The 25,851-nt window shown below is 44.4% G+C and carries 19 protein-coding genes; 2 read left to right on the forward strand and 17 right to left on the reverse strand.

The genetic code is table 11. From position 1 onward, the window contains the following. Positions 1-40: 40 nt before the first annotated feature. Positions 41-1,288, reverse strand: coding sequence for a VWA domain-containing protein (locus C7Y66_RS15370; RefSeq protein WP_106546266.1), 1,248 nt, complete (start codon positions 1,286-1,288; stop codon positions 41-43). A gap of 471 nt (positions 1,289-1,759) precedes the next feature. Between C7Y66_RS15370 and C7Y66_RS15375 the strand changes: the two genes are divergently transcribed. Then, on the forward strand, positions 1,760-3,127 hold the full coding sequence (locus tag C7Y66_RS15375) for a phosphatidylserine/phosphatidylglycerophosphate/cardiolipin synthase family protein (RefSeq protein ID WP_106546267.1): 1,368 nt from the start codon (positions 1,760-1,762) through the stop codon (positions 3,125-3,127). Between the two features lie 232 nt (positions 3,128-3,359). Here C7Y66_RS15375 and clpX read toward each other — a convergent pair whose 3' ends face one another. The 14 genes from clpX to C7Y66_RS15435 form a co-directional block, all read right to left on the reverse strand. Further along, positions 3,360-4,622, reverse strand: coding sequence for an ATP-dependent protease ATP-binding subunit ClpX (gene clpX / locus C7Y66_RS15380; protein ID WP_106546268.1), 1,263 nt, complete (start codon positions 4,620-4,622; stop codon positions 3,360-3,362). Between the two features lie 43 nt (positions 4,623-4,665). After that, positions 4,666-4,890, reverse strand: coding sequence for a hypothetical protein (locus C7Y66_RS30555; RefSeq protein ID WP_146149802.1), 225 nt, complete (start codon positions 4,888-4,890; stop codon positions 4,666-4,668). 100 nt (positions 4,891-4,990) lie between these two features. After that, entirely contained in the window at positions 4,991-8,194 is a 3,204-nt protein-coding gene (locus C7Y66_RS15385; RefSeq protein WP_106546269.1) for a hybrid sensor histidine kinase/response regulator, read from the reverse strand. Positions 8,195-8,282: 88 nt separating this feature from the next. Next, positions 8,283-11,126, reverse strand: a complete 2,844-nt coding sequence (locus C7Y66_RS15390) for a methyl-accepting chemotaxis protein (protein WP_106546270.1) — start codon at positions 11,124-11,126, stop codon at positions 8,283-8,285. Positions 11,127-11,264: 138 nt separating this feature from the next. Beyond that, the gene (locus tag C7Y66_RS15395) at positions 11,265-11,834 is read right to left on the reverse strand and encodes a chemotaxis protein CheW (RefSeq protein WP_106546271.1); all 570 of its coding nucleotides are present in this window, start codon (positions 11,832-11,834) and stop codon (positions 11,265-11,267) included. A 25-nt stretch (positions 11,835-11,859) separates the two neighbouring features. Further along, entirely contained in the window at positions 11,860-12,252 is a 393-nt protein-coding gene (locus tag C7Y66_RS15400) for a response regulator transcription factor (protein WP_106546272.1), read from the reverse strand. A 112-nt stretch (positions 12,253-12,364) separates the two neighbouring features. Beyond that, positions 12,365-12,655: a Mo-dependent nitrogenase C-terminal domain-containing protein gene (locus tag C7Y66_RS15405; protein ID WP_106546273.1), complete on the reverse strand. Its 291-nt coding sequence runs from the start codon at positions 12,653-12,655 to the stop codon at positions 12,365-12,367. Between the two features lie 75 nt (positions 12,656-12,730). Continuing rightward, positions 12,731-13,948 carry a response regulator gene (locus C7Y66_RS15410; protein ID WP_199197451.1) on the reverse strand — a complete coding sequence of 406 codons (1,218 nt, stop codon included), beginning with the start codon at positions 13,946-13,948 and terminating at the stop codon, positions 12,731-12,733. 394 nt (positions 13,949-14,342) lie between these two features. Further along, complete coding sequence (locus tag C7Y66_RS15415; protein ID WP_015156144.1) at positions 14,343-15,020, reverse strand: response regulator transcription factor; 678 nt, start codon at positions 15,018-15,020, stop codon at positions 14,343-14,345. 211 nt (positions 15,021-15,231) lie between these two features. Continuing rightward, entirely contained in the window at positions 15,232-16,320 is a 1,089-nt protein-coding gene (locus C7Y66_RS15420; protein ID WP_106546274.1) for a bestrophin family protein, read from the reverse strand. A 48-nt stretch (positions 16,321-16,368) separates the two neighbouring features. Further along, positions 16,369-17,631 carry a proton extrusion protein PcxA gene (locus tag C7Y66_RS15425; RefSeq protein WP_233222695.1) on the reverse strand — a complete coding sequence of 421 codons (1,263 nt, stop codon included), beginning with the start codon at positions 17,629-17,631 and terminating at the stop codon, positions 16,369-16,371. Then, entirely contained in the window at positions 17,564-17,926 is a 363-nt protein-coding gene (locus C7Y66_RS32485; RefSeq protein WP_233222693.1) for a hypothetical protein, read from the reverse strand. The genes C7Y66_RS15425 and C7Y66_RS32485 overlap by 68 nt, the downstream gene beginning before the upstream one ends. Before the next feature lie 37 nt (positions 17,927-17,963). Continuing rightward, the gene (locus C7Y66_RS15430) at positions 17,964-18,200 is read right to left on the reverse strand and encodes a hypothetical protein (protein WP_106546276.1); all 237 of its coding nucleotides are present in this window, start codon (positions 18,198-18,200) and stop codon (positions 17,964-17,966) included. Positions 18,201-18,285: 85 nt separating this feature from the next. Then, positions 18,286-18,969, reverse strand: coding sequence for a carbonic anhydrase (locus C7Y66_RS15435; protein WP_106168703.1), 684 nt, complete (start codon positions 18,967-18,969; stop codon positions 18,286-18,288). A gap of 700 nt (positions 18,970-19,669) precedes the next feature. Between C7Y66_RS15435 and C7Y66_RS15440 the strand changes: the two genes are divergently transcribed. After that, positions 19,670-20,911 carry a cell wall metabolism sensor histidine kinase WalK gene (locus C7Y66_RS15440; RefSeq protein WP_233222694.1) on the forward strand — a complete coding sequence of 414 codons (1,242 nt, stop codon included), beginning with the start codon at positions 19,670-19,672 and terminating at the stop codon, positions 20,909-20,911. A 93-nt stretch (positions 20,912-21,004) separates the two neighbouring features. Here C7Y66_RS15440 and C7Y66_RS15445 read toward each other — a convergent pair whose 3' ends face one another. Next, the gene (locus C7Y66_RS15445; RefSeq protein ID WP_106546278.1) at positions 21,005-22,012 is read right to left on the reverse strand and encodes a PRC-barrel domain-containing protein; all 1,008 of its coding nucleotides are present in this window, start codon (positions 22,010-22,012) and stop codon (positions 21,005-21,007) included. 99 nt (positions 22,013-22,111) lie between these two features. Beyond that, on the reverse strand, positions 22,112-25,786 hold the full coding sequence (gene smc / locus C7Y66_RS15450) for a chromosome segregation protein SMC (protein WP_106546279.1): 3,675 nt from the start codon (positions 25,784-25,786) through the stop codon (positions 22,112-22,114). Positions 25,787-25,851: the final 65 nt, after the last annotated feature.

Genomic DNA, 25,851 nt, shown 5'->3' on the forward strand with positions numbered 1-25,851 from the left:
GCCACCAGCCACTAGCCACTAGCCACTCACAAATGACAAATTATTGCGTTGCCTGTGCCAATTCCTGCCGAAATAAATTTAAATCTATTTGAGGATTGCCAGTATTAGTTAATAGGCGATCGCGCCATGCGGTAATCCGCTCTTGCCTTTCTTTCAAACGGGCTAAAACATGATTATTATACTTAAGATTTGTTCCTTGGAGTGCAGACAAACGATTAACCTGACTAATAATTTGACCTAACTCGCGATTCATTTTAACTGTAGTACAGGCTGTAATCTGATTGATATTAGGATTAGAACTTGTAGGAGGTTGAGGTCGATTTTCTGTTAGTTGAATTGTGGTATATTTTTCTGCTTCGATTTTCTCTTGTGTCCGTTCAAAAGCAGTATTGAATTCATTGGCATCGCGCGCTAGAAAATACTCACCTCCGCCAGCTTCAGCTATGGCTTGCAACTGCTGCTGCGTGGTTTCGTTTTCATCTAAGCCAATTACATTTACCGTAATTTCTGCCGGAGAATTGTGTAGTTCTCTGGCAATTGCTACAGCATCACCATTACAATTGTCTGTCCCATCAGTAATTAAATAAATAATATTTTGATTGCTAGCACCATCGCGATCGCTTAGAATATCGTTTAATCTTGATAGACTTGCCGTTATTGGTTTATAAATTGGTTGAAACTCAGCCTCTGAGGTGGGTTCGTTGGCTGGTGCTAAAATTAAGCTGCTCAACTGTATTAGGGAATACATAGTTTCGCTAGCAGCACATACAGTAGTTGGATCTGTTGTTGCATCGGCGCTACGATCGCCAAATAGATTAACTCCAACTTGAGTTGTAGAAGGAAATGTACTGACAAAACGAGCGATCGCAGCTTTAGCAATGTCGAATTTTGTAGTACCGCCACCTGTAAACACTCGCATAGAATCAGAAGCGTCTAACACAAATATTTTATTCTGCTGCTTCATTTTAGTAATTTTTTCTGTGGGATCTACCTTAGAAGCATTTGAGTTCGTAACCGCATCGAGATTAACTGATACAGGCTCTAAACACTCTTGATAATTTTCCCCATATTGTGCCAATAGCTGCTGGTAATAGGCTTCTGCTGCATACGGATCTTCGGTAGATCGATCTGGTTGGATTAAGTTTGTTTTAATTTCTGTAGTTTGAGTAGTAGAAGTTACATCAGAATTATTTGCGTAATTGTTCTCTTCAGCATCGCAGCCGCTGATGGCAAGCGATAAAGGGATTAATACTAAAAGTAGTGAAGCGCAAACTGTTTTTATTTTCATAATCTATCTTTGACTTACTACTTATATTTTTTGATACTTATATTGCAAGTCCTGTTGCAAGTTTACTATGGCGATCGCCCTAAGTTTGTTTATTTTTATCATTTTACTTTTTGACTGCGACTGGAGAGATCCCCCCAACTCCCCTTTTTAAGGGGGGCTATAGAAGCTTTTCTAAAACCAAATTTGAGTGAAAGACACGACGTGCAACTTTCTTTGGTTTTCCCCTTTCCCAAAGGGGGTAGGGGGGATCTGGCGAGGAGGTAACTGAGTTTTTCGCTCCTTCAACCCCCTGAAAAAGGGGGGCGATAGAAGAGCGTCTAGAAGATAATTTTAGAGAAATGGTATGAGGATAACAATTCTCGGAAATTGGGAATTATAAGTTCGTATCATCATGAGTCAGGCTTTCCAGTTACTTGTGACGACACATTTCTCAAAACTTCAAAAAATGCCTAGAAAATACGACTTTTAGGAATGAGACAGAAACGCTTAACTCGCCCCCAGCATTTACGAACAGTCAAAATAGCTTTATTTGTATTTTTACTAGTTTTTGGGCTTGTTTTATTTCAAATATTCAAACCCAAAACACACTTAGGAATCACTCAACCGCTTCCTCAAGACTCTGCTATTCAAGTTTATTTTAATCAAAATCAAGCCGCTTCTTATCAAGATCCTTATCGGCATTTTATGCGTTTAGGGGACAATTTAGAACAACAAGCGATCGATGCCATATCTCAAGCTCAATCGTCAATAGATATAGCAGTGATGGAATTTCGACTTCCTCTGGTTGCAAAAGCACTCGTTGCTAAACAGAAAGCAGGTGTAAAAGTCAGACTAATAATTGATAGTCAATATAATAAAACTTTAGCAGATTATACTTCAGCAGAAATTGCTCGTATGAAGCGACACGATCGCCGAGCTTACGAAGAACTAAAACGATATCCAATCGATGCCTTGGCTTTGTTGCGATCGCACGGCATTGAAATTAAAGATGACAGCGATACTGCCAATGGTAAAACTAGAGGCAGTGGGTTAATGCACCATAAGTTTTTAGTTGTAGATAATAAAACCACCATTATATCTAGTGGTAACTTTACAACTTCCGATTTGCATGGAGATTTTCAGGTTCCGGCAAGTCGCGGTAATCCAAACAACATGGTTGTTATTCCCAATAATACTCAAGTTGCTCAAGCATTAACAGATGAGTTTAATTATATGTGGCAGGGATTATTTAAATCTCATAAGCCTCGCAGACAACCTATAACAATTTTAGTTGGAACGGGTCACGTGACGCTGAACTTTTCACCTGCCCCTCGCACTGAAAGCATTGGCATGACTAGTAACGGTGCGATCGCTTATTCTATCAAAAATGCGAAAAAAAGCGTGCATGTTGCCGTTTTCGTATTTTCAGATCGAGAAATTAGTGATGGTTTAGCAACAGTACGAGATACAGGAGTAGAAGATATTAAAATCCTAATAGATCCAGATTTTTATCGACAATCTTACTCTAAAGCTTATGATGCAATGGGATTATGTCCGACTCGTCACAAAAAGGGTGTTAATAATATCAAACCTTGGTATCGTCCCATTAATACAGTTGGTTTTCCCAAAGCAATAACAGGCGATCGCGGCGTACACAGTAAAATGGCAATATTAGATGGCAGACAAGTCATTACAGGTAGCCACAATTGGTCGGAAGCGGCAAATTATTCTAATGATGAAACCTTAATTATTATCGATCGTCCCACAGTTGCAGCCCACTACGAACGGGAATTCGATCGCCTTTACCGCACGGCAATATTAGGAAAAGCGAGTATGCCTCAAGCAAAAGTGTGTCGTTAAATCAGTTATCAGTTATCAGTAGACCTCCTGCATGAATCAAAAAATCATGGATGTCATTCTGTTGGCGAAGCCTTCCCGAAGGGTACGCAACGCAGTGTAGTGAAGAATCTCTTAGATGTTTCGCTTCGCGTGTGGATGACAATTCAAGTATTCACGCAGGAGGTCTAGTGAATAGGGACAGGGAACAGCCTACAAATGAGCAATGACCAACAAACCAACAACCAATGACCAACTAAGCTGTTTCTGGCTGGAAGAAGGCTGTAGGATGAATGAGAAGATCGGCAGAAGAGTGTTTTTCTACCATTGCTTTACAGATAGTGCAGCGATCTAAGTCTGGGCGAGAGGGAAGTTCGTACATGATATCTAGCATTAGCTCTTCTACAATTCCCCTCAAGGCTCTTGCACCAGTTTTACGCCGATATGCTTCTTGGGCGATCGCGCGGACAGCATCTAATTCAAACTCAAGTTGAACGTTATCCATTTGTAATAGCTTTTGATACTGTTTCAAAAGCGCATTTTGTGGCTCGGTTAAAATCGCTATCAGTCCTTCTTCGTCTAAAGGTTCCAGCACTGTAACAACTGGCAATCGTCCGATTAGTTCTGGAATTAGACCGAATTTCACTAAATCTTCCGCTCCCAGATGATTTAATAAATAATCTGTTTGCCTTGTTGTAGATCTTTCTGGCGATCGCCCGAACCCCATAGATTTTTTTCCCATCCGTTGTTCGACTAGTTTTTCCACTCCGACAAAAGCGCCGCCGCAGATAAACAGAATATTTTTTGTATCAACTTGGATGCTCTCTTGATAGGGGTGTTTGCGTCCTCCTTGTGGTGGTACGTTAGCGATCGTTCCTTCTAATATTTTTAACAGTGCTTGCTGCACTCCTTCGCCCGATACATCGCGAGTAATAGAGGGGTTTTCACTTTTGCGGGCAATTTTATCAATTTCATCAATATAAATAATTCCTTGTTGTGCTGTTTCTGCATCCATTTCTGCCACTTGCAACAATCGCAGGAGGATGTTTTCTACATCATCTCCGACGTAACCTGCTTCTGTAAAAGTTGTTGCATCCACAACAGCAAAAGGTACGTCTATGATTTGTGCTAGAGTTTGAGCTAGGAGTGTTTTACCACTTCCCGTTGGTCCAACCAAAAGAATATTTGACTTTTGCAATGCCACATCATTGCGATCGCTGGACAAACGCTTATAGTGATTGTAAACTGCTACTGAAAGAACTTTCTTCGCTTGTTCCTGACCGATGACATGGTTGTCCAAGTACTGTTTTATTTCCCTAGGTTTGGGGATGGGGTAGTTGTTAGAATTAGTAGTGGTTTTTGGGGTACTAGGTTGAGGTGGAGAAGTGTCCAAGACTTCTTGACACTGTTCGATGCATTCACTACAAATGTTAACGCCCGTACCAGAAATTAGCTTATCGACTTGAGTATGGGGTTTGCCGCAAAACGAGCATCTTAATAATGAAGTGTAGTCAGGCATATTTACTTTTTCCTTGGGGTTAAAATGTATTAACTGAAATGTTTTAACTAGGAATTTGTCTTTCCATTATCGATAAAAATCCGCACAGACTTATCGAAAGGATTTCAACTAACCAATGCATTGATTCAGGGGCGATCGCAAATCCCCAAATTAGTAGAAGCGAACCAACTAGGCAGATGGCAAGTCGATGAATTTCTTCGGTCATTTGGCAACCAATCCAAGTAAAGCCGAAGCTCATAGTCCAAAAAATTAAATATGTGATATGCATAGATTAAACCTACCTAAAAAGGGAATAAGTCAAAAGTCAAAAGTTAAAAGTTAAAAGTCAAAAGACTAGTCACTGATAACTGACAACTGATAATTGACAACTAGGCAATATGCTGCAAGGTCGTTTGTTCTTCTATGTTCTGCTCGAAAATATTCTTGAGTGCTTGCAAAAACTCAAGTTCTATATACGGTTTGGTGAAGTAGGCGCTAGCACCTAATTGAGTTGCTAAACGGCGATGTTTGTCGTTACTGCGTGATGTCAGCATAGCCACGGGAATTTTGGCAAATTGAGGCTCTTGTCGCCACTGACAGAGAAATTCAAAGCCATTCATATTCGGCATTTCAATATCGCAAAGTACTAGTTGTACCGTGGGAGATTGCTGTAATTTTTCTAGTGCTTCTAATCCATCCCGCGCTGATAAAACTTGATAGCCAGCCTTTTGCAACGAAAGTGTTAGCGTTTGGCGCATCGTAGTTGAGTCATCTACAACTAAAATTGTAGGACGTTCGGTTTTATGAACAATCACTGTTCGATCGCGCCACAAATTATTTATGTTTTGTTCTTTGTCTTTTGATTGACTTTCAGTTGTCTGAATTGTATTTTGTTGCCGTTCTAGGACATATTCTAAAAGGCTGATTCCATTAATCACGGGAACTAAACTACCGTTTCCTAGTAGAGTGCAGCCATAGGTATATTTGGGAGGTGAAACGAGCGATCCAAAAGGTTTAATTGCTAGTTCTTGTTCCGCCAACAAGCAATCGACTTCTAGCGCCAATAATTCGCCCTCCCAACGTAGTAGAAGCATTGGCAACTCTCGTTCTTCTACTGTGGTTGTAATTGGAGATTGGCTGTTAGCAACTTCTAACATTGGACGGTTGTATTCTAAAAGATCCGCCAACCGATGGATTGGTATGATGTGTTCTCGCCAGCGCAACAGCTGCTGAGTCCCCGTGCGATTGATGCGATCGCTTGGCGTAGTGACAATATTTTCAATGCTGTCAGATGGCAACGCTACGGTAGTTTTCCCCGTAGAGCAAACAACCAAATTCGCGATCGTCAACGTGAGAGGCAAGCGTAGAATAAAGGTCGTACCTTCACCAGGGAAGGAACTGACGCTTACAGAACCGCGCAGCGATCGCAGTTGAGAACGGACAACATCCAAACCCATGCCACGACCGGAAAGTTCGCTAACGTGGTGAGTGGTAGAAAATCCTGGCTCGAAGATAAATTCTAGCAACTGCTCCTTAGAGGCGCTGGCTGCTTCTATTGGCGACAACCAACCCAACTCTACGACCCGGCTGCGAATTTGTCCCAAGTTTAGACCCCGACCGTCATCTCTAACTTCAATAATTGTTTGATTGCCTTTGTAATAAGCACAAATCAGAATTTCTCCGTTTTCCGGCTTACCTTGCTGTTGGCGGATCTCAGGCGATTCGATGCCATGAGCAAAGGCATTGCGGAGTAAATGCAACAGCGGGTCGTAGAGTTTTTCCAAAATTGCCTTTTCTACCTGTACCTCTGTTCCTCTCAGCTTCAAATTGACAGGCTTGGAGTAAGTATGAGACATATCCCGCAGCATCCGAGAGAACCGCTTGAGAACTTCACCCAAAGGGAGCATTCGCGCTCGCATTAACTCATCTTGGAGTTGGGAAAAAACCTGTTGCTTCCGCTCTAATATTTGGCTCGATTGCTCGGCAAATAAAGCAATATCCTCTACAGCCTCTTCCAATTGGACAATTTCTTCTAGAATTCTTTGTAAGAGAGGGTGAACCGCTCCATAACGATCCATCTCTAGAGGATCGAAGTCAGTTGTAATTGGTAGTTGGTAGTTGGTAGTTGGTAATTGGTAATTGGTAGTTGGTAATTGGTAATTGGTAGTTGGTAGTTGGTAGTTGGCAATTATTCTCCCTTGTCCCCCTTCGCCCCCTAATCCCCACTCCCTTCGGTCGCGGGGACCCCGAGTTCCCCCTTGTCCCCCTTGTCCCCCAGCTTCCTGCTCCCTGTTCCCTGCTCCCTTGTCACCCTCAGTTCTTCTCTCTAGCTGACCGATCAGTTCTTGAAAGTGAGCAAAACGGCGGAGTAACTCTTGGGCTGAGTTTTGGGTTTGCTCGGTTTGCAGGGCAATGGAGTTACGATTGACGACTAATTCACCCAATAACTTATGCATCCGCTCTAATCGGCTTAATTCTACCCGCGTAGAAACAGCAGCCGCTATCTGCGGTTCCTCTATGTAAGAATTGATACTTCCTACTTTAGGGCGATCGCCCTCTATTTTGCTTTGAGAAATTTCAGTCGAGTGGGATAAGGACTGAATCGGCGATAAATTTGCCGCAGGGGAAATAGTTAGGGAATGAGCATCTGATTCGATCGCGCCATTGGAATCATCTTCAGTTTCAGTGACGAAAATAATTCCAGGGTCGATCGCCACTGCTTCTATTGGTGCTGTCTCGTCGCCAAATAACAGCTCGTCTAATAAAGGCGAGAATTCTGACTCTGGGTTAGGAACCAAATCGACGCTCTTTTCTGTTAACGCACAAAGGGCAGCAGACGGACTCCCCCCACTAGTGCGATCGCCTGCTAGTACGGCAGTTCTGCTATTGTGAAAATCGGCTAGGGCAACTTGAATAATTTCTCTAGCGCGATCGGGATAGGTGTCTAGTGCAGTTAAGGCTGTTTGGGCGATCGCCCCAAATCCTGGTAAATTCAACAGCTCCGCAAATCCAGCAAAGACTTCTGCCTGCGCCCGTAATTCTCCAACCACCTCGAAATCTTGGGGGTTGGCAACCACAGCCGCCAATCGTTCCAGTCCTTGCACAACATCAGTTTCAAAGATTGAAGCTACCAAATCGACCCCAAGTTCTGAGGACATGGGCATATAGCGATCGATCTGAGCTAAAGCATCTCCTAAACGTTCTTCTATTTGATTAAATACGGGTTCGGCTACTGCTAATGTTGCCGCACAGTCAATGCTGCCGATGGTAATTTGTTGCAGTAGGGGGACGCGCAGACAATCATAAGCTTGCAGTAATAAACCTTCTAACTCTGAATCTATTGCTACAGAGCGGTTGTACAAAGCCCGAAAAACATCTTCTAAACGGTGGGCAACAATTTTAATTGGCTCTAAATCCAAGCAAGCTGCACCACCTTTAAGAGAGTGAGCTGCACGCATCAAATCGTGAATGCGTTCGTGCGTGCGCTCTTGCTTCAGACTAAGCAAGCCTGCTTCAATCTCCTGTAGCAGCTCTGGCACTTCTTCAATAAACAGACGGTAAGCTTGGTCGCGAATGTCGGGAGTAATTAGCATGGCTAGAGGGAAGAAGACAAGGGGACAAGGGAGACAAGGGGAACAAGGGAGAAAACAATTCTAGTCACTAGTCACCAGCCACTAGCCACTAACTAACTTTGAATTGACCGACGCTGGCTTGGAGCGATCGCGCGACGGTTGATAATTGTTGGAAGGAAGCGGAGACTTCGGTTGCAGTTAGGGAGGTAGTTTCGGCGATCGCGGCGACTGTGGCGATGGTTGTCGTGGCTGCTTCTGAGTCTTGAGATTGCTCGATCGCAGCTTGGGCAATTGCCCCTACGAGTTGATGAATGCGATCGCTGGCGGTGGTAATGTGGTTTAAACTCTGACGGGTATCGTTGACGAGTTGAGTCCCGATCGCTACCTGTTCTGTGCCGATTGCCATTGCTGTAGCAACTTCATTGGTTTCCCGTTGAATTCCCGAGACGAGCTTTTCAATTTCTGCCGTTGCTTTGGCTGATTGTCGGGCTAGCGATCGCACTTCATCGGCAACAGCGGCAAAGCCACGTCCTTCTTCCCCTGCTCGCGCTGCTTCAATGGAAGCATTCATAGCGAGCAAGCTAGTCCGCTCGGCAAAGTGAGCAATTAAATTTACCACTTTGTAAATCTTTTGCGATGACTCTCCCAAACATTTGATCTTCTTGACGGTTTCGGCAACAGTCCCCCGAATTGTCAGCATTCCATCTACGGCTCGATCCATTGCTATATCGCCAGATGCGACTGTCTCCATCGCTTGGCGCACGTCTATTTCTGCGCGTTTGGCGTTATCGGCAACAGTATGGGCAGAATCAGCCATCGCTTGAATGCGTTCCAAAGCAGTGACAATCTCTGTCGATTGCTGCCAAGCTCCTTGCGAGAGGGCTTGGATTAACGGCTCGTTACTGCTAATTGCTGCATCGACTTGTTTGGCGGCTGTTTGTGCCTGTACCGCAATTTCTTGCAAGCTTTCGACTGTAGAGTTGTAGGAGTCAGCGATCGTGCCGATTTCATCTTCTGTGACTCTGGCGCGGATTGTCAGGTCGCCTTGACTAATTGGATCGACTTCAATTAGCAAATCCAACGCTCGTCTTTGCAACTGTTCTTTGGCATTTTTCTGTTGTTCCAAAAGATCGGCACGCTCTAACGCCAATCCTATTTGAGTTGCAATCTGGGCAAAGAAATCAACCTCTACTTTCTGCCAGTGACGCGGAACGTTACACTGATGCACGACTAGCAAGCCCACACAGCGATCGCCGAGCGAAATCGGTGCAGCTAGACTGGATTTGACGGCAAGTGCTGTTAGCTGTTGCCAGTACTCATCGCTCGTATCTGCCGGTCGGATCTGAGAAATGACTTCGACTTGACCTTTTTGATATTGTGTGTATTGCTCTAGGGCATAGTTTTCGATGTTTTTACCCAGTATGCGAGTTATACCTGCGCTTGCGGCTTCGACAACGACGCTACCATTGCGATCGCCATCAAACCAATAGACAATTGCGCGGTCGGTTAGCAAAGCGCTGCGGGTCTCGGCTACAGCGGTGTTGAGAATAGCTGGGCAGTCGATCGCGCTACCAATCTTCACGGTAACATCTTTGAGTAGTTGCGATCGCCTTGCTTCTGCTGCTTTGAGCTGCACGAGTTCCTCTAGCTGCTTCGCCATGCTGTTGATGCTAGTCTCTAAAACAGCCATTTCAGCCGTGCCACGGACTGCCACGCGAGTATCTAATTTACCTAAACCAATTTGAGCCACAGCCCTAGCAGCATTTAGAATTGGATAAGTTGCCCGCTTAGCCAAAACTGCGGCGATCGCGGCGATCGATAGGGCAGCTACTCCAGTTCCCAACCAGAGAACTCGGCGTAGTTCTAGTAAAGGTGCAAAGGCGCGATCGACGGGACGAGAAACCACCAATCCCCAACCTGGTTCTGGTAGTCCATCCAATTGACCGATCGGCGTGAAGCTCATCAGTGCATTCTCACCATCGTTTTTGTCCCACGCGACTTGAGTTGAAATTAGCTTGTCTTCGTGCTTGGGCTGGTCTGTAGTCGCAAGGGCTAAAACCTTGGCGCGCAAATGCGGCAAATCGCGAAAATCTTCTCCCATGTAATGCCCGACTAGCCCAATTTCATCAGCCGCAAAAACATTCCCGTCAGCTCCAATCAGTTTGTATTCCCATCCTTGCGCTTCAATATACTCAAAGGTTTCGTTTAGATGAGTCAACGGCATCCGCAAGCGAACAACTCCTACGAGCTTATTTGTTTCTATATCTTTAATTGGAGCTACAACTTCTAAACTAATTTTGCCGGAGGTAGGCGCAATTTTAGGATTGTTAACTGCGGGAGTTCCAGTCGCGATCGCCCGCCGAAAATATTCGCGATCGCTATAGTTTTCCGTGCGCTTAAACGGCTGCGTTGACTTGGATTGAAAGATTAAATTTCCTTTGAGGTCGAACACGACGATACTGTCATATCTACCGCTACGTGCCTCGACAAAGCTATCTAACAGCGCAATTTTCTGTCCTTCAGTCGCCGCTGCCCTCAGCTTAGAATTTGCCAACATGGGAGAATTACCAATTGTCTCGGCATCATCGATTATTTGCTGCGTCGCCATGCCAATGCCGCGCCGAACATCAAGCGTGCGGTTTTCCTGCTCGGCAATAATTTGCTGCTCTAGGGAACTATTGGCTATGGTGTAGGCAACGCCGCCAACAGTTGCGACTGGAATAGCACCAATCGCGATCGCCAAAATTGTTGCTTTATGTTGCAAACTCAAACCTTTCCAGAACCGCAAACCCCTAGATAGTGAAAACTGCCAAGGCGAGTTTGGCTTTGTTGATGGCGATTGGCTCGCTTTTTCAGGTGAATCTGGCGCTACTGCCGAAACTCGCTCCCACTGAGGCGAGATGCGATCGCGATCGGGGTTTGGCGGATCGAGTTTGAGAGTTGACTGCGACATGAAATTTACCTCATGGCTGTAGAGAAGAGAGCTGGGAGATGGGGGAGCTGAGGAAGCTGAGGAAGAAAGAAATTTAAAATCTTTACACCCCACGCACCACGCACTGATAACTTTGTACAGACGTTACATGTAACGTCTCTACACTGATAACTGACAACTGACAGCAGCAACGATCGCTTTGACCGATAAAATTGCTGTCATTTCGCTATCGCCGTTTAACTGATATCCGCGCACGAAGGGAGCGAAGGAACTGGAAACAGCAGTAAATGGCGGCGGTTGGATTGTGTCTGGATTGCACCATTCGATATCGTCAATTCGCTCGATAACTAAACCGATGGTTTGGGTTTCTGCTGTCGGTGCGGGTAGGCGATCGCATTGGTTAGCTTGCAAGACAACTGCTGTATAAGTTGGAACGTTGCTGGTTTGGTAGCGATCGCCAGCAGTCAGCCCGACTAATTCAGCTAAATCGACCATCCAGAGAATTTCACCCCGCCAGTTGTAAACTCCCATGACCCAACTTGGCATGTGCGGGATCGGGACGATCTGTTCCGCAGACAGCTTCAAGATTTCTAGCAACTGAGTCACGGGAAGCAAGGCTGCTGTGTCTGATTCGAGGTAAAAGCGCAGAAATTGCTCGTCAGCATCGGTGAAAGTTACTCTTTCTGGTGATGCCTCCTGGGAGTCTAACTTTGGTGACTTGGATACCATAATTGTCTCGCCTCACACGTTAGGTTCAAACCATGAGAGTTGTTTCACCGTGTGAAACCAATAGCAGTTGCTTCACAGTGCGAATAAATTCTTCTGGCGCTACAGGCTTCGGTAAGTAAGCGTCTGCTCCTTGCTTTAAGCCCCAGAATTTATCCATGTCAGTTCCTTTTCTCGAACAGAGGATAACAGGGGTATTTTTGGTGGATGGGTTAGCTTTTAAAGCACGGCAGAGTTCAAATCCACTCCGACCTGGCAAGACAACATCTAAAATAATGATGTCAGGCTTGCAGTCACTCATTTTTTCCAGAGCTTCTTCTCCGCTCTTAGCAACCAAGACGCTGATCCCGCCTTGTTGCAAATAGCTGGCGATCGCTTCCCGCTCGGTCAAACAATCTTCTATAACGAGGGCAATATCCATAGAATTCACCAAAGATTGGCAATTAGCGAGCTTGCGGTTAGCGATTCGCAACGAGCGACTAGCGATTAGTAACTGCTCTGTGCTTCCTGCTCCCTGCTCCCTGTCCCTAAACTTAGCAACAGTTTTTCATTCCCTGGCTACATGCTTGCGCCAGATAAGTTAGACTCTTCATTCGCAACAACACCAACTGCTCGTAGAAAGGATTGAGCTTACATAAGGGTGGAACGTGCAGCAGACTGCGATCGAAAAATCGAATGTCTCGCTCGAAGGGACAACTTGCTGGAATCACGCGACAGACAAATCGAGCCGTTTTCGGGCGACGAATCTCGATAGATTCTAGTTTTTGTTGAGTTGGCTGTATTAAACTTTGCCAAAGTTTGTTGGTGTTTGCTGTGGTATTCATGGTTGTTGGTAATTGGTAATTACTTCCTTGTCCCCCTTGTCCCCTTGTCCTCTCTTACCCCTGCTCGTACGCTCCTTATACACTGTGTTTGAGATGTTTGTGAATTGCGCCTAGAACTCGATCGGGATCGATGGGCTTGCCCAGAAAATCTGAGGAACCGACAATTTTAGCTCTGACGCGATCGATAATGCCATCGTTTCCAGTGAGGATGACAATTGGCGTGTGCTGGAAGCAAGAAAGCTGACGCAGACGGCTGCAAAGTTCGTATCCGTTAATATTTGGCATCATCAAATCAAGAAAGATGAGATCTGGTTTGATGGCTAGCAAAACTCCGATCGCCCGCAGTGCATCATTTACGCCAACAAATCGATAGTTAGCTGTTGTCATCACTTTTTCCATGATGTGGCAAATCCAAGAACTGTCATCTACACAAGCAATTAACGGTGCTTGAGTATCATGAGGTGTAGGTGATGAGAGAACCGGAGCGGCAAGATCGGGAATATTAATCAACTCCACAAACCCTGACTGAATATATGGCAGGAGAGAACGCAGTGCTGAGTTGACATCTCGCTGCATCTGAGCGGCAATATCCCGTAGCGTATGTTGTCCGTCTAGTAGCTGGCTCAAGGCTTGATAAGCTGGAGCCGAGATGCTGTGTTGCAATTCTGCCGATTGTTTAATAACTGGGGCGCTGTTGGGAGAATAATTGAGTCTGTTTGCTTGCCAAGCTTGCCACAATCGTTCGACTTCGGCGATCGCTTGAGCGGCATCGATCGCAACTACGGGAGTCAGCTTGCTGCTACTGGGCTTGAGTTCGTAAGCAACCTGTACTGCTTGAGTCACATCAAACAAAACTTCGATAATGACCGACCAGGCAAATCTTGCCATTTGTTCTGGAGTTATCTGCTGCCGTTCGAGCCATGAACTCAATAACTGATACTGCCAGCAGACGCTAGAACCTTCAATCGAAGTCGTAGCTAGTTGATTCTCCCATGATTCGTTGGATAGCGAGCGATCGCTTGCTATTTGAGGTAAGTGTGTTGCGAGATTCCGTCTCCATCGCCTGACTGGATGTTCTCCACCAGTAGCGTAGATAATCAAACCTCGGTGAACGTGCAGAATCCATTTTCTACCGCAGGAGTTTGTCAGAATCAGTTGACCGTTAAACCGCAACTGCTTCAAGGTTTCAAACAATTCAACCTGCTTTGAGGGCGTAAAATCCCGAATTAATGGAGCATCGCTTCGTCTAGTTAGCAGGGCATCAACTGATTTTTCAAGAATGCTGTTATTCATTGCCTGTTCCTGCAATCTGTTTTTTCTTACTCTTGGGATTTGTTGACTACCCTGCGTTGAGGATACAATGCATTAAAGATATAAAAGGACGCAGTAGTATTTAAGACTTTTATTCTCTTCTGCTAGCACCTTAGTGTATAAAGTAAGCCACAAAAGGTGACAAAACTGGGACAAACTTGTCATCCGTCATTGGTCATACCATTTTACTAAAACTGCAATACAGACAAGTTCCTATAACCCACCTTTTTAAGGGGGGATGGGGGATCTTTTCTGCCTTAATCAAAAAATTATTGACTTCTGACGTTAAGTACGGGCGGGTTTAAGGGAAAAACTCTTTGTTTTTCCACAGCAATCTTCAAAAAACTCGCCCCTACAACTTACAACCTACGATTTCTTATGGGTCTTGCTTGAGACGATAACCTACACCGTAAGCGGTTTCAATGGGATCTCCGGGCGAACCTGCTAATTTGAGCTTCTGACGCAAACGTTTGACCAAAGCTTTAACTGCATCTTCATCCGGCGGTTCGTCGAAAGACCAAAGATTTTCTAAAATTGCACTACGACTGAGAACCTTAGAGCCGCTTCGCATGAAGAGTTCTAATAAGCGATACTCTTTTGGAGTCAGTCTGAGGGGACAGCCTTTATAAGTCACTTCCCGCGTGTTTACATCCAAAGATAAATTGCCACTTTTCATTGCTGGAGGTAGGGACGAACCACCTCGGCGTAATAAAGCGCGGATACGTGCCGATAATTCTTGCAGTTTGTATGGTTTGATCACGTAGTCATCTGCACCCGCATCGAGTCCATTGACGCGATCTTCGGTTGCATCTCTGGCTGTTAACATCAAGACTGGCATTTGATAGCCTTGAGTCCGCAACTGGCGACAAAGGCTTATGCCATCCATTTTAGGCAGCATGACATCAATCAGAACTAAGTCGTAATCAAAAGACTTGACAAAATCCCAACCAGCGTGACCATCAGCGGCAACATCAACGACGTAATGTTGGTTGCTGAGTGCTTCTGCAAGTAACTGATTGATGAGTTTATCGTCTTCGACTAGTAACAATCTCATGATGGTATGTCATTCCAAAAACAGGTTAGCAAGGGTGAACCTACTTCTCAGAAGGTTGTCAGGTGGCGATCGCTCAAACTAATTCTTTGCTCAAATTAATTCTCGGACTAGTTCATGTTACAGGTAATTGCTGCGACGAGAAGTAAAGAAAACTGAATTTCCTTGTCAAAAACTATACACTGAAGGACAGAATGTAAGGTATCGGCACGATTTAAGCGGTTTTTCGCGGTAAATCGAGAACGTTACCACTAGCAGGGCGCAGCACGCGGGCGCAGGGGGCAAATTGGATGATATGTTCGAGGTTACGAACAATTGTGACGCAGATAGCATCTAAGGGCAAGTCATTGGCATCGCGACCGAAAGGTTCTTCAATTTCTGCCCCTACTTCATTGATACCTAAGTAGAGAAAACTCATAAAGGCAAGGATCGGTGCTGTCCACCACTTGATACCACCAACTAGCTGAAAAGGTAAAAGCAGGAAATAAATCCACAGCAAAGCATTGAGAGTAACGGTATATACCAAGGGAACGGGAGTTTTGAGAATGCGTTCGCAGCCACCTAAAATGTCTACCATATCATCTAATAGTTCGTGCAAGGATGTCAGCTGAAAAATGTTTAGGCGTTGGCGCTCGAATTGATGTTGCAAATAATCCCCAATCCAATAAGCAATTTCTAAGGGAGCGTGATTGACACTTTGCAGTTGATGATATTGTAACGGTGGCATCATCGGCTCCAATTCTGAATTCATTGGTTCTCGCCGTAGGTGGATTTTCATTGCCACAGCAAAGGCAGCAACTAGATAGACAGCAGCACTTTTTTCGTCTCGCTCTTGCGGTTCTCGTTGTTCGATTGTAATTGAGATTCCCCGTGCTAAATTGCGCGTAGTATTTACCATTGAACCCCAAAGTTTGCGCCCTTCCCAAAAGCGATCGTGGGCTGTATTGGTGCGGAACACTAGGAGTAGGCTGAGAATGACGTTAAAACTAATAACGACATTTTGAATAATTTTACTATCACCAAAGAAAGCAGGCAACTTTCCATAATGATCGAGTACAGAAATTAGTAAGCCGTAGCTTCCACACGCGATTACCCAGGGCAGAATTCCATGAATGACAGAAATTAAAAGTCTTTGAGTAACTTGCAGCCAGTGTAATTGCTCTCCGGTATAGATTTGAAACTTTTCGCGAAACGATCGCAAGGCTACTGATTTACGGTGATGTGACTGCGATCGCTTGACTGAAGCAAATTTCTGCGAGCGATTTTGGCGACTGCGAGCCTTTTTACTGATGGGAAAAATCATCAACTCAACCTCATTCTACGAGCATTTTCTAGCACCAATGACACAAATTTAATCGTTCATCTCTTTCAAAGTCGCTACCGTTGACGGTGACATCCGACTGAGGGAACGGAAAACCCAATACTTAAAAATTGTGGCGAGAATGACCGGAACTGTGGCGATAAATAGAAAGATTACACCGCGATTTGCTGCAATTCCTAAATGGCTAGATAGTCCTTCTAACAAAACTTCCCAACCATGAGGAGAGTGAAACCCGACAAAGATATCGGTAATCAGAATAATTGAGAAAGCCTTAGCACTATCACTCAAGCCAGTCACAATATTATCCATAAATGACTTGAGCATCATAATATCTTTACGTCGCCATACTAACACTAAAGCAAAAGATAAAACAGCGATGATATCAGCAAAAACATTACTAACAGCGTTGTTGCTACGATGACGAAATTCCTGAGAAATTTCAGTTGCTTTATCTTTGACCTTTTCTTCAATTGCTTCTGAAGTTAGTGCAGGTGCTGCACCCATCAAACGTTCTAGCTTGAGTTCTTCTTCAAAGGTTTGCAGTTCTTTGAGTGCCTCTTCTTTCATTTCAGAGTTTAAGAAGACTGGCGTAACTGCTTCGTTTCTCACGCGATTGACAATTGGTTGCACCAAATAAAGTTTGGACACTTGCTGAGTTATTAAAGGAATCAAAATCAACAATGCCAGTAACCTAATGGCAACGACAGTCTTTTTTTGCGATCGCCGAAATGATTTGACAACTTCTGCTTCTGCATTTGGGTCAAGCTCATTCTTGATCTTATTAATTGTTCGCTCAAGAGAACGCGGTAGAACTCCAGCTTTGACTTGCGGTTCGGCATTTTCTGGAGCTGAATTTCTAGAATTTTTGCGATGGAGTTGCCTCGATCTAGATTTTTCCGGGGCGATCGCTTGTTTCACCTCAATGACTTGAATTGGTGGAGTGGGTAGCTGGGATGAAGTATTGGCTGGTAGATTATTTGAAAAGGGAACTAACGCCGATGCTTGCGGTTCGAGGGTGTATTTTGTCAGAGTTCCTTCGGTAAAAAAGAGTCGCATCAGGTGATCTTGTCCCAAATTTCCCTGCGTAGAACTGCTCGTATTAAACTCCTTCATTTGCTGTTTGAGTATACTTAAATGCTTCTCAAAATCAGCTTGCACGCTAGTAGGAATTTGAGCCTCGTTAGCGGTTGATACAGTTACTTTACCACCATGAAAATATCGGTCTTCAATCGATTTGATGCTCAGTGCGGCTTGATAAGCTTGTTCTAGCGATCGCTCTGGCGTACCAAAGATTTTTCCTTTGAGTTGAGAAAGGGGGTCTGTGGATTTGTTGAAGAAGGTAGAAGTCATGCTGCAACTGGGGTGTTTGGAGTACATTTTGGACTAAATTCTGCGTGAGGCGATCGCTGTTACCTGAAACTCTTTTATAAGCGATCGAACACTGCTTTTGGATGCCAATGAGTACGGCTGGGATGGGAACTCGTGTAATAAATGTGACTGTGGGGCAAACGATGTCTTGGTTGCGTAGTAATGTCATCAGTATGCTACTCGTCAAGGATCGTAACTGTTCGGGACAGTGCATACTCATCCCTCAGTCCTCCTCTCCATACTTGCAGGGTGAGTGTTTAGGCAACAAGTTTTAGCAGAGGGTGTTTGCCTTTTTGACAGGAGTTAATTTGACGGTAGCTATTTTGATAGCGGTGACTCTGAGCAACAATGGGTAAATTTTCTACATCCGACTGGCTAGTAATTATTGCTCCAGCAGGGATATGTTTTTGATTGGGAATGCCAACAGCCATAGACAGTGGTTGACGCGATGCTGCTTGACCGTTGGTGGTAACTAATTTCAGTTTAGGTGTCATGGTGAAGTGAGTAGTGAGTGGTGCGTGGTGAGTAGTGCGTAGGGGATCAATTCCGAATTCCGAATTCCGAATTCCGAATTCTTAACTATGCTGCTTTCAATTGCTCGGCATTACCAATGCCTTGATAGCCAGTGGCTAGCTGCGTGTTGACGTGAACCACGGCTTGATTGAGGAATCTGAGGGGATATTCGTTAGTAATTAAGGGTAAGTTGTCAGCAGCTTCTTGTGTAGTAATCAGAGAACCTGCGGGGACGTATCTGCCATCGGCGATATTAACTCCCATGACTAAAGCTTTGGGTTCGATAACGCAGTTATTGCCGACTGTGGCTCGAAATACTAAAGATTGCATTCCGACAAAAGTATCAGTACCAATGCTGGCTGGACCGTGGACTTGACATTGATGCGCCAGGGAAACGCGATCGCTGATGTATACTCCATAGAAGTTACCTTCAACTTCTACGACAGCCTCATGCACCATTTCACCATTGACATGAGTTTCTAAAGCATGAAGCACTACGCAATCTTGTACGTTGACATCATCTCCTACCCAGATCGGTTGTCCTTCATCACCTCGTACTGATGCTGCGGGAGCTACCATCACTCGCTTGCCAAGATAAACGTTACCAATTACGGCAGCTAGAGGATGAATGTAAGCGGTAAAGTCGATTTTTGGCGAATTTTGTTCTTGATTGAAGGATGCCAGCACATTAGCGTGAACGTTAGCAGACTGCTGGGTGCGATCGCTTTTGATAGAGAAGATGTTGCTCATGGGATTACCTCTTTCGTGGTTTGACTTGGGAATTTCCTTATGCATGTCATAAGTTAAACCAATAAATGTAATAAACCTGGAATAAAAAAGTGACAAAGTTGAGACAAAGTTGAGAATAGGTGAAAAAGCGCTTTATCTCGCCAAGCGGAGAATCTCGCTAGTTGAGTTTTTCTCGTCTCATGTACTTTACAGACACGGCATTTGAACCAAGGCAAGTATCTCAGCGTTCTGACATCTCACTTTCTCATCTACGCCATAGTTCATTTGAAGAACTATCAATGACTTCATGACTAATAACTCATGAACGACTTATACTAATTCTGTTTATCTCTGTACTAAATGAGATCCCCCCAACCCCCCTTAATAAGGGGGGTTGGGGGGATCTCTTGTTGCGTAGTTTTGAAAAAATTTGTCTCTTGTGGCTTAACGGAGGCAGTAGATAACTGAAGCCTTGTTATGAAAAAATGAGATCTTTCTCATAAAGTCTTCATGTTAAGTTCACGATCGTAATGTAATATTGAAGTCGCTGTTTTATTACCTTTTTTACACTATTCTCATGTACGATTCAAGTTGAAATAAAACACATCGCATCTCATTTTCTCTAAAAATTGAGAGCGATATCTAATTGAGTTGAGGTAAGCATAATTATTCAATGTTTCAATCATTACGCTGGTTATTTTTACTAACTTATTTATTAGTAATGTCCGCTATATTTGGCGCGTCTAGCACAGCTATTTACATCTTTGTTAGCCGTAGTCTAGAACAACAGTTAAACGATCGCTTACAGATTTTGGCTGAAGCTGCTATTCCTAGTTTGCGAATCATCAAAAGCCGAGGAATTCAAAGGTTAGATGACGAGCTTCCTTGGCAAGAGTTATTTCGCCACAATCAAAGCCTCGAATGGTTTAATCCTAAAGGTAAACTCTTAGCAAAAGAGGGAAAATTTTTTGCTAATTCTTCATTGTCGCAAGCCTTAGCTGATGGTTTACAAGAGGGCTTTCCAATCCTACAGCAACAAGGACAAGTTCGGACTTTTTCTATTGCTGTTTATACCGAAGAGCGAGATAAAACCACCTTACGCTTAGAAGGATATATTCGCGCTAGCGAGTCTACTCAAGATTTGATCTGGAAGTTAGATCAACTGCGATCGGGTCTGATTGTGGGAGGAGTCACAGTATTACTATTAAGTAGCATTAGCGGTATTGGTTTAACTTGGCTCACACTTCAGCCAATGCAACGCAACTTAAGGCGATTAAAACACTTTACTGGAGATGTAGCGCACGAACTACGCAATCCCCTAACGGCGATTAGTACTACAGTAGATTTGTTACGTAATAGTCCAGAAGAGTTAAGTTTAACTCAGGTGAGAAAGTTAGCAATTATCGATCGCGCCAACGAGCAAATCATTCATTTAGTAGAAGATTTACTATTTTTATCTAGGGCAAATATCGCTAGCGATCGCCTCGATCGCGATTTTAACTTTGCACCGATTCGCTTAGAAGAGTTACTACAAGATTTAGTCGAACGCTTTGAACCACAAGCTCAAAGTAAGCAAATTCAATTCACCCCGCATTTACGTACTGGTATAGTCGTGAAAGGTGACAGCCATAAACTCAGCCGCTTATTTTCTAATCTTCTAGATAACGCACTCAAGTACACAACCGACGGGGGAAGAGTGGCGTTATTTTTAGAACAAGAGCAGCGATTTGCCGTGATTCGGATTGAAGATACGGGAATTGGTATTCCACCAGATTCGTTACCACTCATTTTTCAGCGCTTTTGGCGAGCCGATGCAGCTAAATCTGAAAAAGATGGTTTAGGCTTAGGGCTAGCGATCGCACAAGCGATCGTCCAACAGCACAAAGGTGAAATAAAAGTCAGCAGTAGATTAGGTGCTGGTAGCAGCTTTCGCGTGTTGCTACCACTAGATGCTCAGGCGTAAATCGCATAAAAAACGAAGAGACGTTACATGTAACGCCTCTACATTTAGATGATGAATTACATTTTGACTTTTAACTTTTGACTTTTGACTTTCCTAATAGCCGCCTTCTTCTTCGTATTCTGGTTGCTTGATTTTCTTGGGAATATTCAAAGGCTGCGGTTCCTCATCTTCTCCCCAAGCGTCACCGTCGAGATCTTCGTCAAGATTATTTGTTGGTGCGTATGGCTTTGGTTCAAACGGCTGGGGTTCGGGGTAGCGGGGTGGAGGTGCAGGCGTATAGCGATCGCTTCCCGACGCTTCACTCCAGTTTTCTTCTTCCTCTAAATCGCGATCGTATCTGTTGGGTTCGTACTGCTGGCGGCGTAATGGCTGCTGTTCGATCCGAGGTTGGACTGTTTCATACTCATATTCATCCTCGTCCCAAGCTTCCTGTACCGCAGGTTGAGTTGTCTTTAAAGGTTGGGCTTTTGGTGCTTGCAACGGTACACCACTTCCTAGCTGGTTTTCCGGTCGCACTGCTGTGGGAGTATAGTACTCGTCTTCTTCTTTCTCCCAAGGTGCTTTACCAATACCAAGCCTTTCTAACACCCCAACACTCAAACGATTAATTCTTTCTTCAGCGCCTTCAAATACAATTAGCCGATTGGGTCCACTGCTGACAACTTCTTCGATTGGTAATTCATAAGTACTAATTACCTGGTCAGGGATCTGGGGTAAACCCAGCGAAGCGATAATTAAAGAATGGATTTTGCCTGTTTGAGCGTTAAATGTAAAGCCACGCACTCGCCCCAAGGGTTGACCTGTTTCTGTAATGACTTCACAATTAACTAAGTTGCTGTAAATCTCTACATCAATATCTTCGATCGCGTCTTCGTTCTCCACCAAAATCACATCGCCGATTTTGCTGATGCTGCTCAGGTACATATAACGCGGTACGCTAGCAAAAGCGATCAGGTTGTCTCGCAAACCAAGAGCTACAACCTCCCTGCGATCGATATCTACCCATAGTTGGCTGACAACTCCTAATACTTTGGCGTTGTCATCCGCGATCACCTTTGTATTTAAGATGTCGGAGCGTTTAATAGTGTTTTCAGAGGTCATTGCTTTGCGGAGTCCCGATCTCGAATCAGGGTTAACGGTTAATACTTTCTAACGATCGATACTATTATGATGGAATCCTCAACCAAAGTTGTCTGAGGGTTACAATTTTATGCCTAAAACTTGCGTGTAAGCTCCTCGCGCTTGCGTTACTCCTATTGTACGTTCGGCTGATTCTATCATGGGTCGGCGCAGACTCACGACAATAAACTGTGCTTGTTTAGCCTGCTGTTCGATCATTCTAGCTAATCGTTCCACATTTGCCCCGTCTAGGAACATATCTACCTCATCAAAGGCGTAAAAAGGTGATGGGCGATACCGTTGTAGGGCAAAGATAAAACTCAGCGCCGTGAGTGATTTTTCTCCCCCCGACATAGAAGCGAGACGCTGTACGGGTTTACCTTTAGGATGTGCAACTAAATTAAGTCCACTGGTAAATGGATCTTCTGGATTATCGAGTTGCAGAAATCCATCCCCATCCGATAAAGTAGCGAAAATAGATTGAAAGTTTTCATTCACCGCATCAAAAGCTTCTTGAAATGCTCGTTGGCGTAAGGTGGTAAAGTTTTCAATCCGCAATAACAATTCAGTGCGTTCGGCTTCTAGGGTCAATAATTTTTGACTCAATTCTTCTAAGCGAGCGTTAGTACGTTCGTATTCTTCTAACGCCAACATATTGACAGGTTCCATTGCTTCCATCCGCTTGACAAGCGATCGCAATTCTTTCTGCAATTGTTCCAAATCTACCTTATCCGGTACTTCTGGTAGGGGATTAGGAATTTCGGCGGCTTGGGTTTGAATCTGCGCTTGTAAGTTAACTAAATCTTCTCGCCGCGATGTTTGCGTTTCTTGCAACTTTTGCTGTTGCCATTCTACCTGTTGTTGGTTTAAATGCAATTCTCGCAGCTGTTGTTCGGCGCGATCGCGTGCTTGTCTTTCCGCCGTCATCCGCTGTTCGATTTCTTTCAAGGATGTATGGATCTGCTTTAAATGTTCGCCAATTTCCTGTAATTGAGCATTGACAGCCGCTTGCTGCGCTTGATTTTCTTGTTGCTGTTGTTGGTAATCTCGCGATCGCACTTCGCATTCTTGAATTTTTTCGTGCAATCTTTGAGTTTGATTTTCTATGTCTTTCAATTGCTGTTCGGCGTTACGAACTATCTCGATTCTAGTTTGTAATTCCTGTTCTTGCTGTCTAATTGTGGCTTGAATTTGCTGCCATTGACTGTTAGTTTGAGATTGTTCTAACTCCACTAAAGCTTGGCGCAATTGTTGTAATTGTTCTTCTTGTGCGGGTAAATCTCGTTCTAAAGTCTCTAATCTAGCTTGTACCGTAGATAGTTGTTTTGTGTTCTGAGCCAGTTGCGATTGCCCAGTTTCCACTTGTTGAATTAGCTTGCGAATTTCTTTTTGTAATTGATCCTTCAGGAGATTATTTTCTCTTTGTTTGGTCTTCGCTTCTGTTAATTCTTGAGATAGATTTTTAGTTTTAGCTGCCAAATTACCAATCGATTCACCACACCGAGCTAAAATGCGATCGATTTCTTGCAAGCGATTTCTTAACTCTATAACTTCCTGAGATTCAGTAGCATCGCTCGTACCGAAATGCAAACTTGAATTTTGCTGGCTGATACTACCCCCAGTCATCGCCCCACTAGTTTCTAACAATTCTCCTGCTAAAGTGACGATCCGATATTGCCCTAAATGAGAACGCGCTGATTGCAAATCGGCAAAAACAACCGTACTACCAAAAACATAGCCAAAAATATCTTGATAGCGGCGATCGCATTCGATTAAATTAATTGCATAGTCGATATAACCATTGGCATAGCGCAACCCTGAAGCAGGCGAAAATCGCGGGGCTTGAATTTTATTTAGGGGTAAAAACGTCACCCTCCCCCCTCGTTTTTGCTTCAGGATCTCAATCCCCGAAGCCGCCACGCCATCATCCTCTACCACCAATTGTCCCAATCGCGCCCCAGCCGCAATTTCTAAAGCTAGTTGATACCGAGGTTCAACTTTCCCGAGTTGGGCTACCAAACCACAAATCCCGCTTAAACCTGATTGCAGCAAAATTTTTGTGGCAAAAGTGCCTTGAGTTTCCTGCAAGGCTTGAGACTGCGCCTCCAACTTATCCAACTGGCGCTGTTTGTCTCGTTGTTCTTGAAGTAAGCGATTTTGAGTTTGCTGCTGAATTTGTAACTCAGCTTCAGCCGCAGCTAAAGATTGGGCTAACGATTGAATTTGCTCAATTTGACTCGATAATTGAGTTTCTATTTCAGTTAATTGTGTTTGCTTTGTCGCCAGCTCTGGCTCTAAAGTTTGAATTAACCCAGTCTGCTCTTGAATTTGCTTTTCTAATTGATGCGATCGCTCTTTTAGCTGCGCTTGTTCGGTACGCTGGGGTTCTACAGTTTGCAGCAGAGATTCAACTTGGCGGCTAAGCGCGGCTTGTTGTTGCACCCAAGCATCGGAAGCATCGGCGACTGCACTAGCTTCGGTACGACTTGCTTCTAAGGTTTGTTGCGCCTCATCCCGTTGTTGACGCAGGCTAGAAAGTTGGGCAACAATTTCTTGCTGCTGTTGTTGCAACCGCACCAGAGAATTTTGGTGTTGTTGAATTTCTAATTGTTGTTGCGTGTAAGCATTTCCGGCATTTTCATAAGCATTTGTCAAGTCTCTTTGGCGATTTTGTAACTGTCGCCGTTCGGCTTCTTGGGTGGCTAGAGTTGATTGCAGAGATAAGAGTTCTTCTTCCCCCAGAGTCTTCACTCGTGCGTTGAGTGCGTCTAATTCTGCCGTTACCTGCTGAATTTGGGTGTTGAGGGTAGTAAGTTGAGTCGTTAATTCAGCCAGCGTTCGATCGCCCGTTTGAATTTCCGCCACCAATTTTTCTTGTTGCTGTTGCAGCGATCGCCACACTAGAACAATTTCCCACTGCTGCTTTTGCTGATATTCTATTCTCAGCTTTTGATATTTCTCAGCTTGGATGCGATCGTGAGACAGGCGATCGCGTTGCGTAATTAATTCAGTTTCAACGATGCGGTAGCGATCTTCCCTGTCTTTAACTTCATTTAATGTTTCTTTTGCTTGGATAATTTTGCGATCGTAATTCGCTACCCCTGCTAGTTCGTCAATAATCTCCCGCCGTTCTCGCGAGTGCATGGAAATAATACTCGTCACGTCCCCTTGCAGCACGACGTTGTAGCCTTCAGGATAAATGCGGATCTGACTCAGTTGTTCGTGCAACTCAGTTTGAGTACAGGTAGAACCATTAATGTAATAAGTTGACGTATACGAACCCTGCTGAGTGACTCGTAAGCGGCGCGTAATTGTTAATTCATTAGGGGTGAGGAGTGAGGAGTGAGGAGTGAGGGGTTCTTCTTCCCCCGTGTCTACCGTGTCTTCCTTGTCTCCCTTGTCCTCTAACTCTTCAACATAATACCCATTCCCATTCCCATTTCCATTAACCTTTGTCCCCTCTGCTTCCTGCTCCCTGCTAAGCGCTCCCTCTAAATCGAAAGTCACCGTCACTAGCGTTTCTACTGCCGATTTTCCGCGTGTGGCTTTGTCGTGGTTGACAAGATCGGGTAGGCGTTCCGCCCGCATTCCCCGAGAACTTGCTAGACCGAGGCAAAACAGGAGAGCATCGAGAATATTAGATTTACCGGAACCGTTGGGACCTGAAACGACTGTAAATCCTGGTAGCAAAGGAATTTTCGTCGTGCCACCAAAGGACTTGAAGTTGGTGAGTTCTACGCGCTTGACATGAACCATGTAGGCTGGTCAGTAGAGGAGTGTGAGGAACAAGTGTATCAAAGTCAGGATGCCCAACAGGTTAG

It is taken from the genome of Chroococcidiopsis sp. CCALA 051 (assembly GCF_003015105.1).
GTDB classification, from domain to species: Bacteria; Cyanobacteriota; Cyanobacteriia; order Cyanobacteriales; family Chroococcidiopsidaceae; genus Chroococcidiopsis; species Chroococcidiopsis thermalis.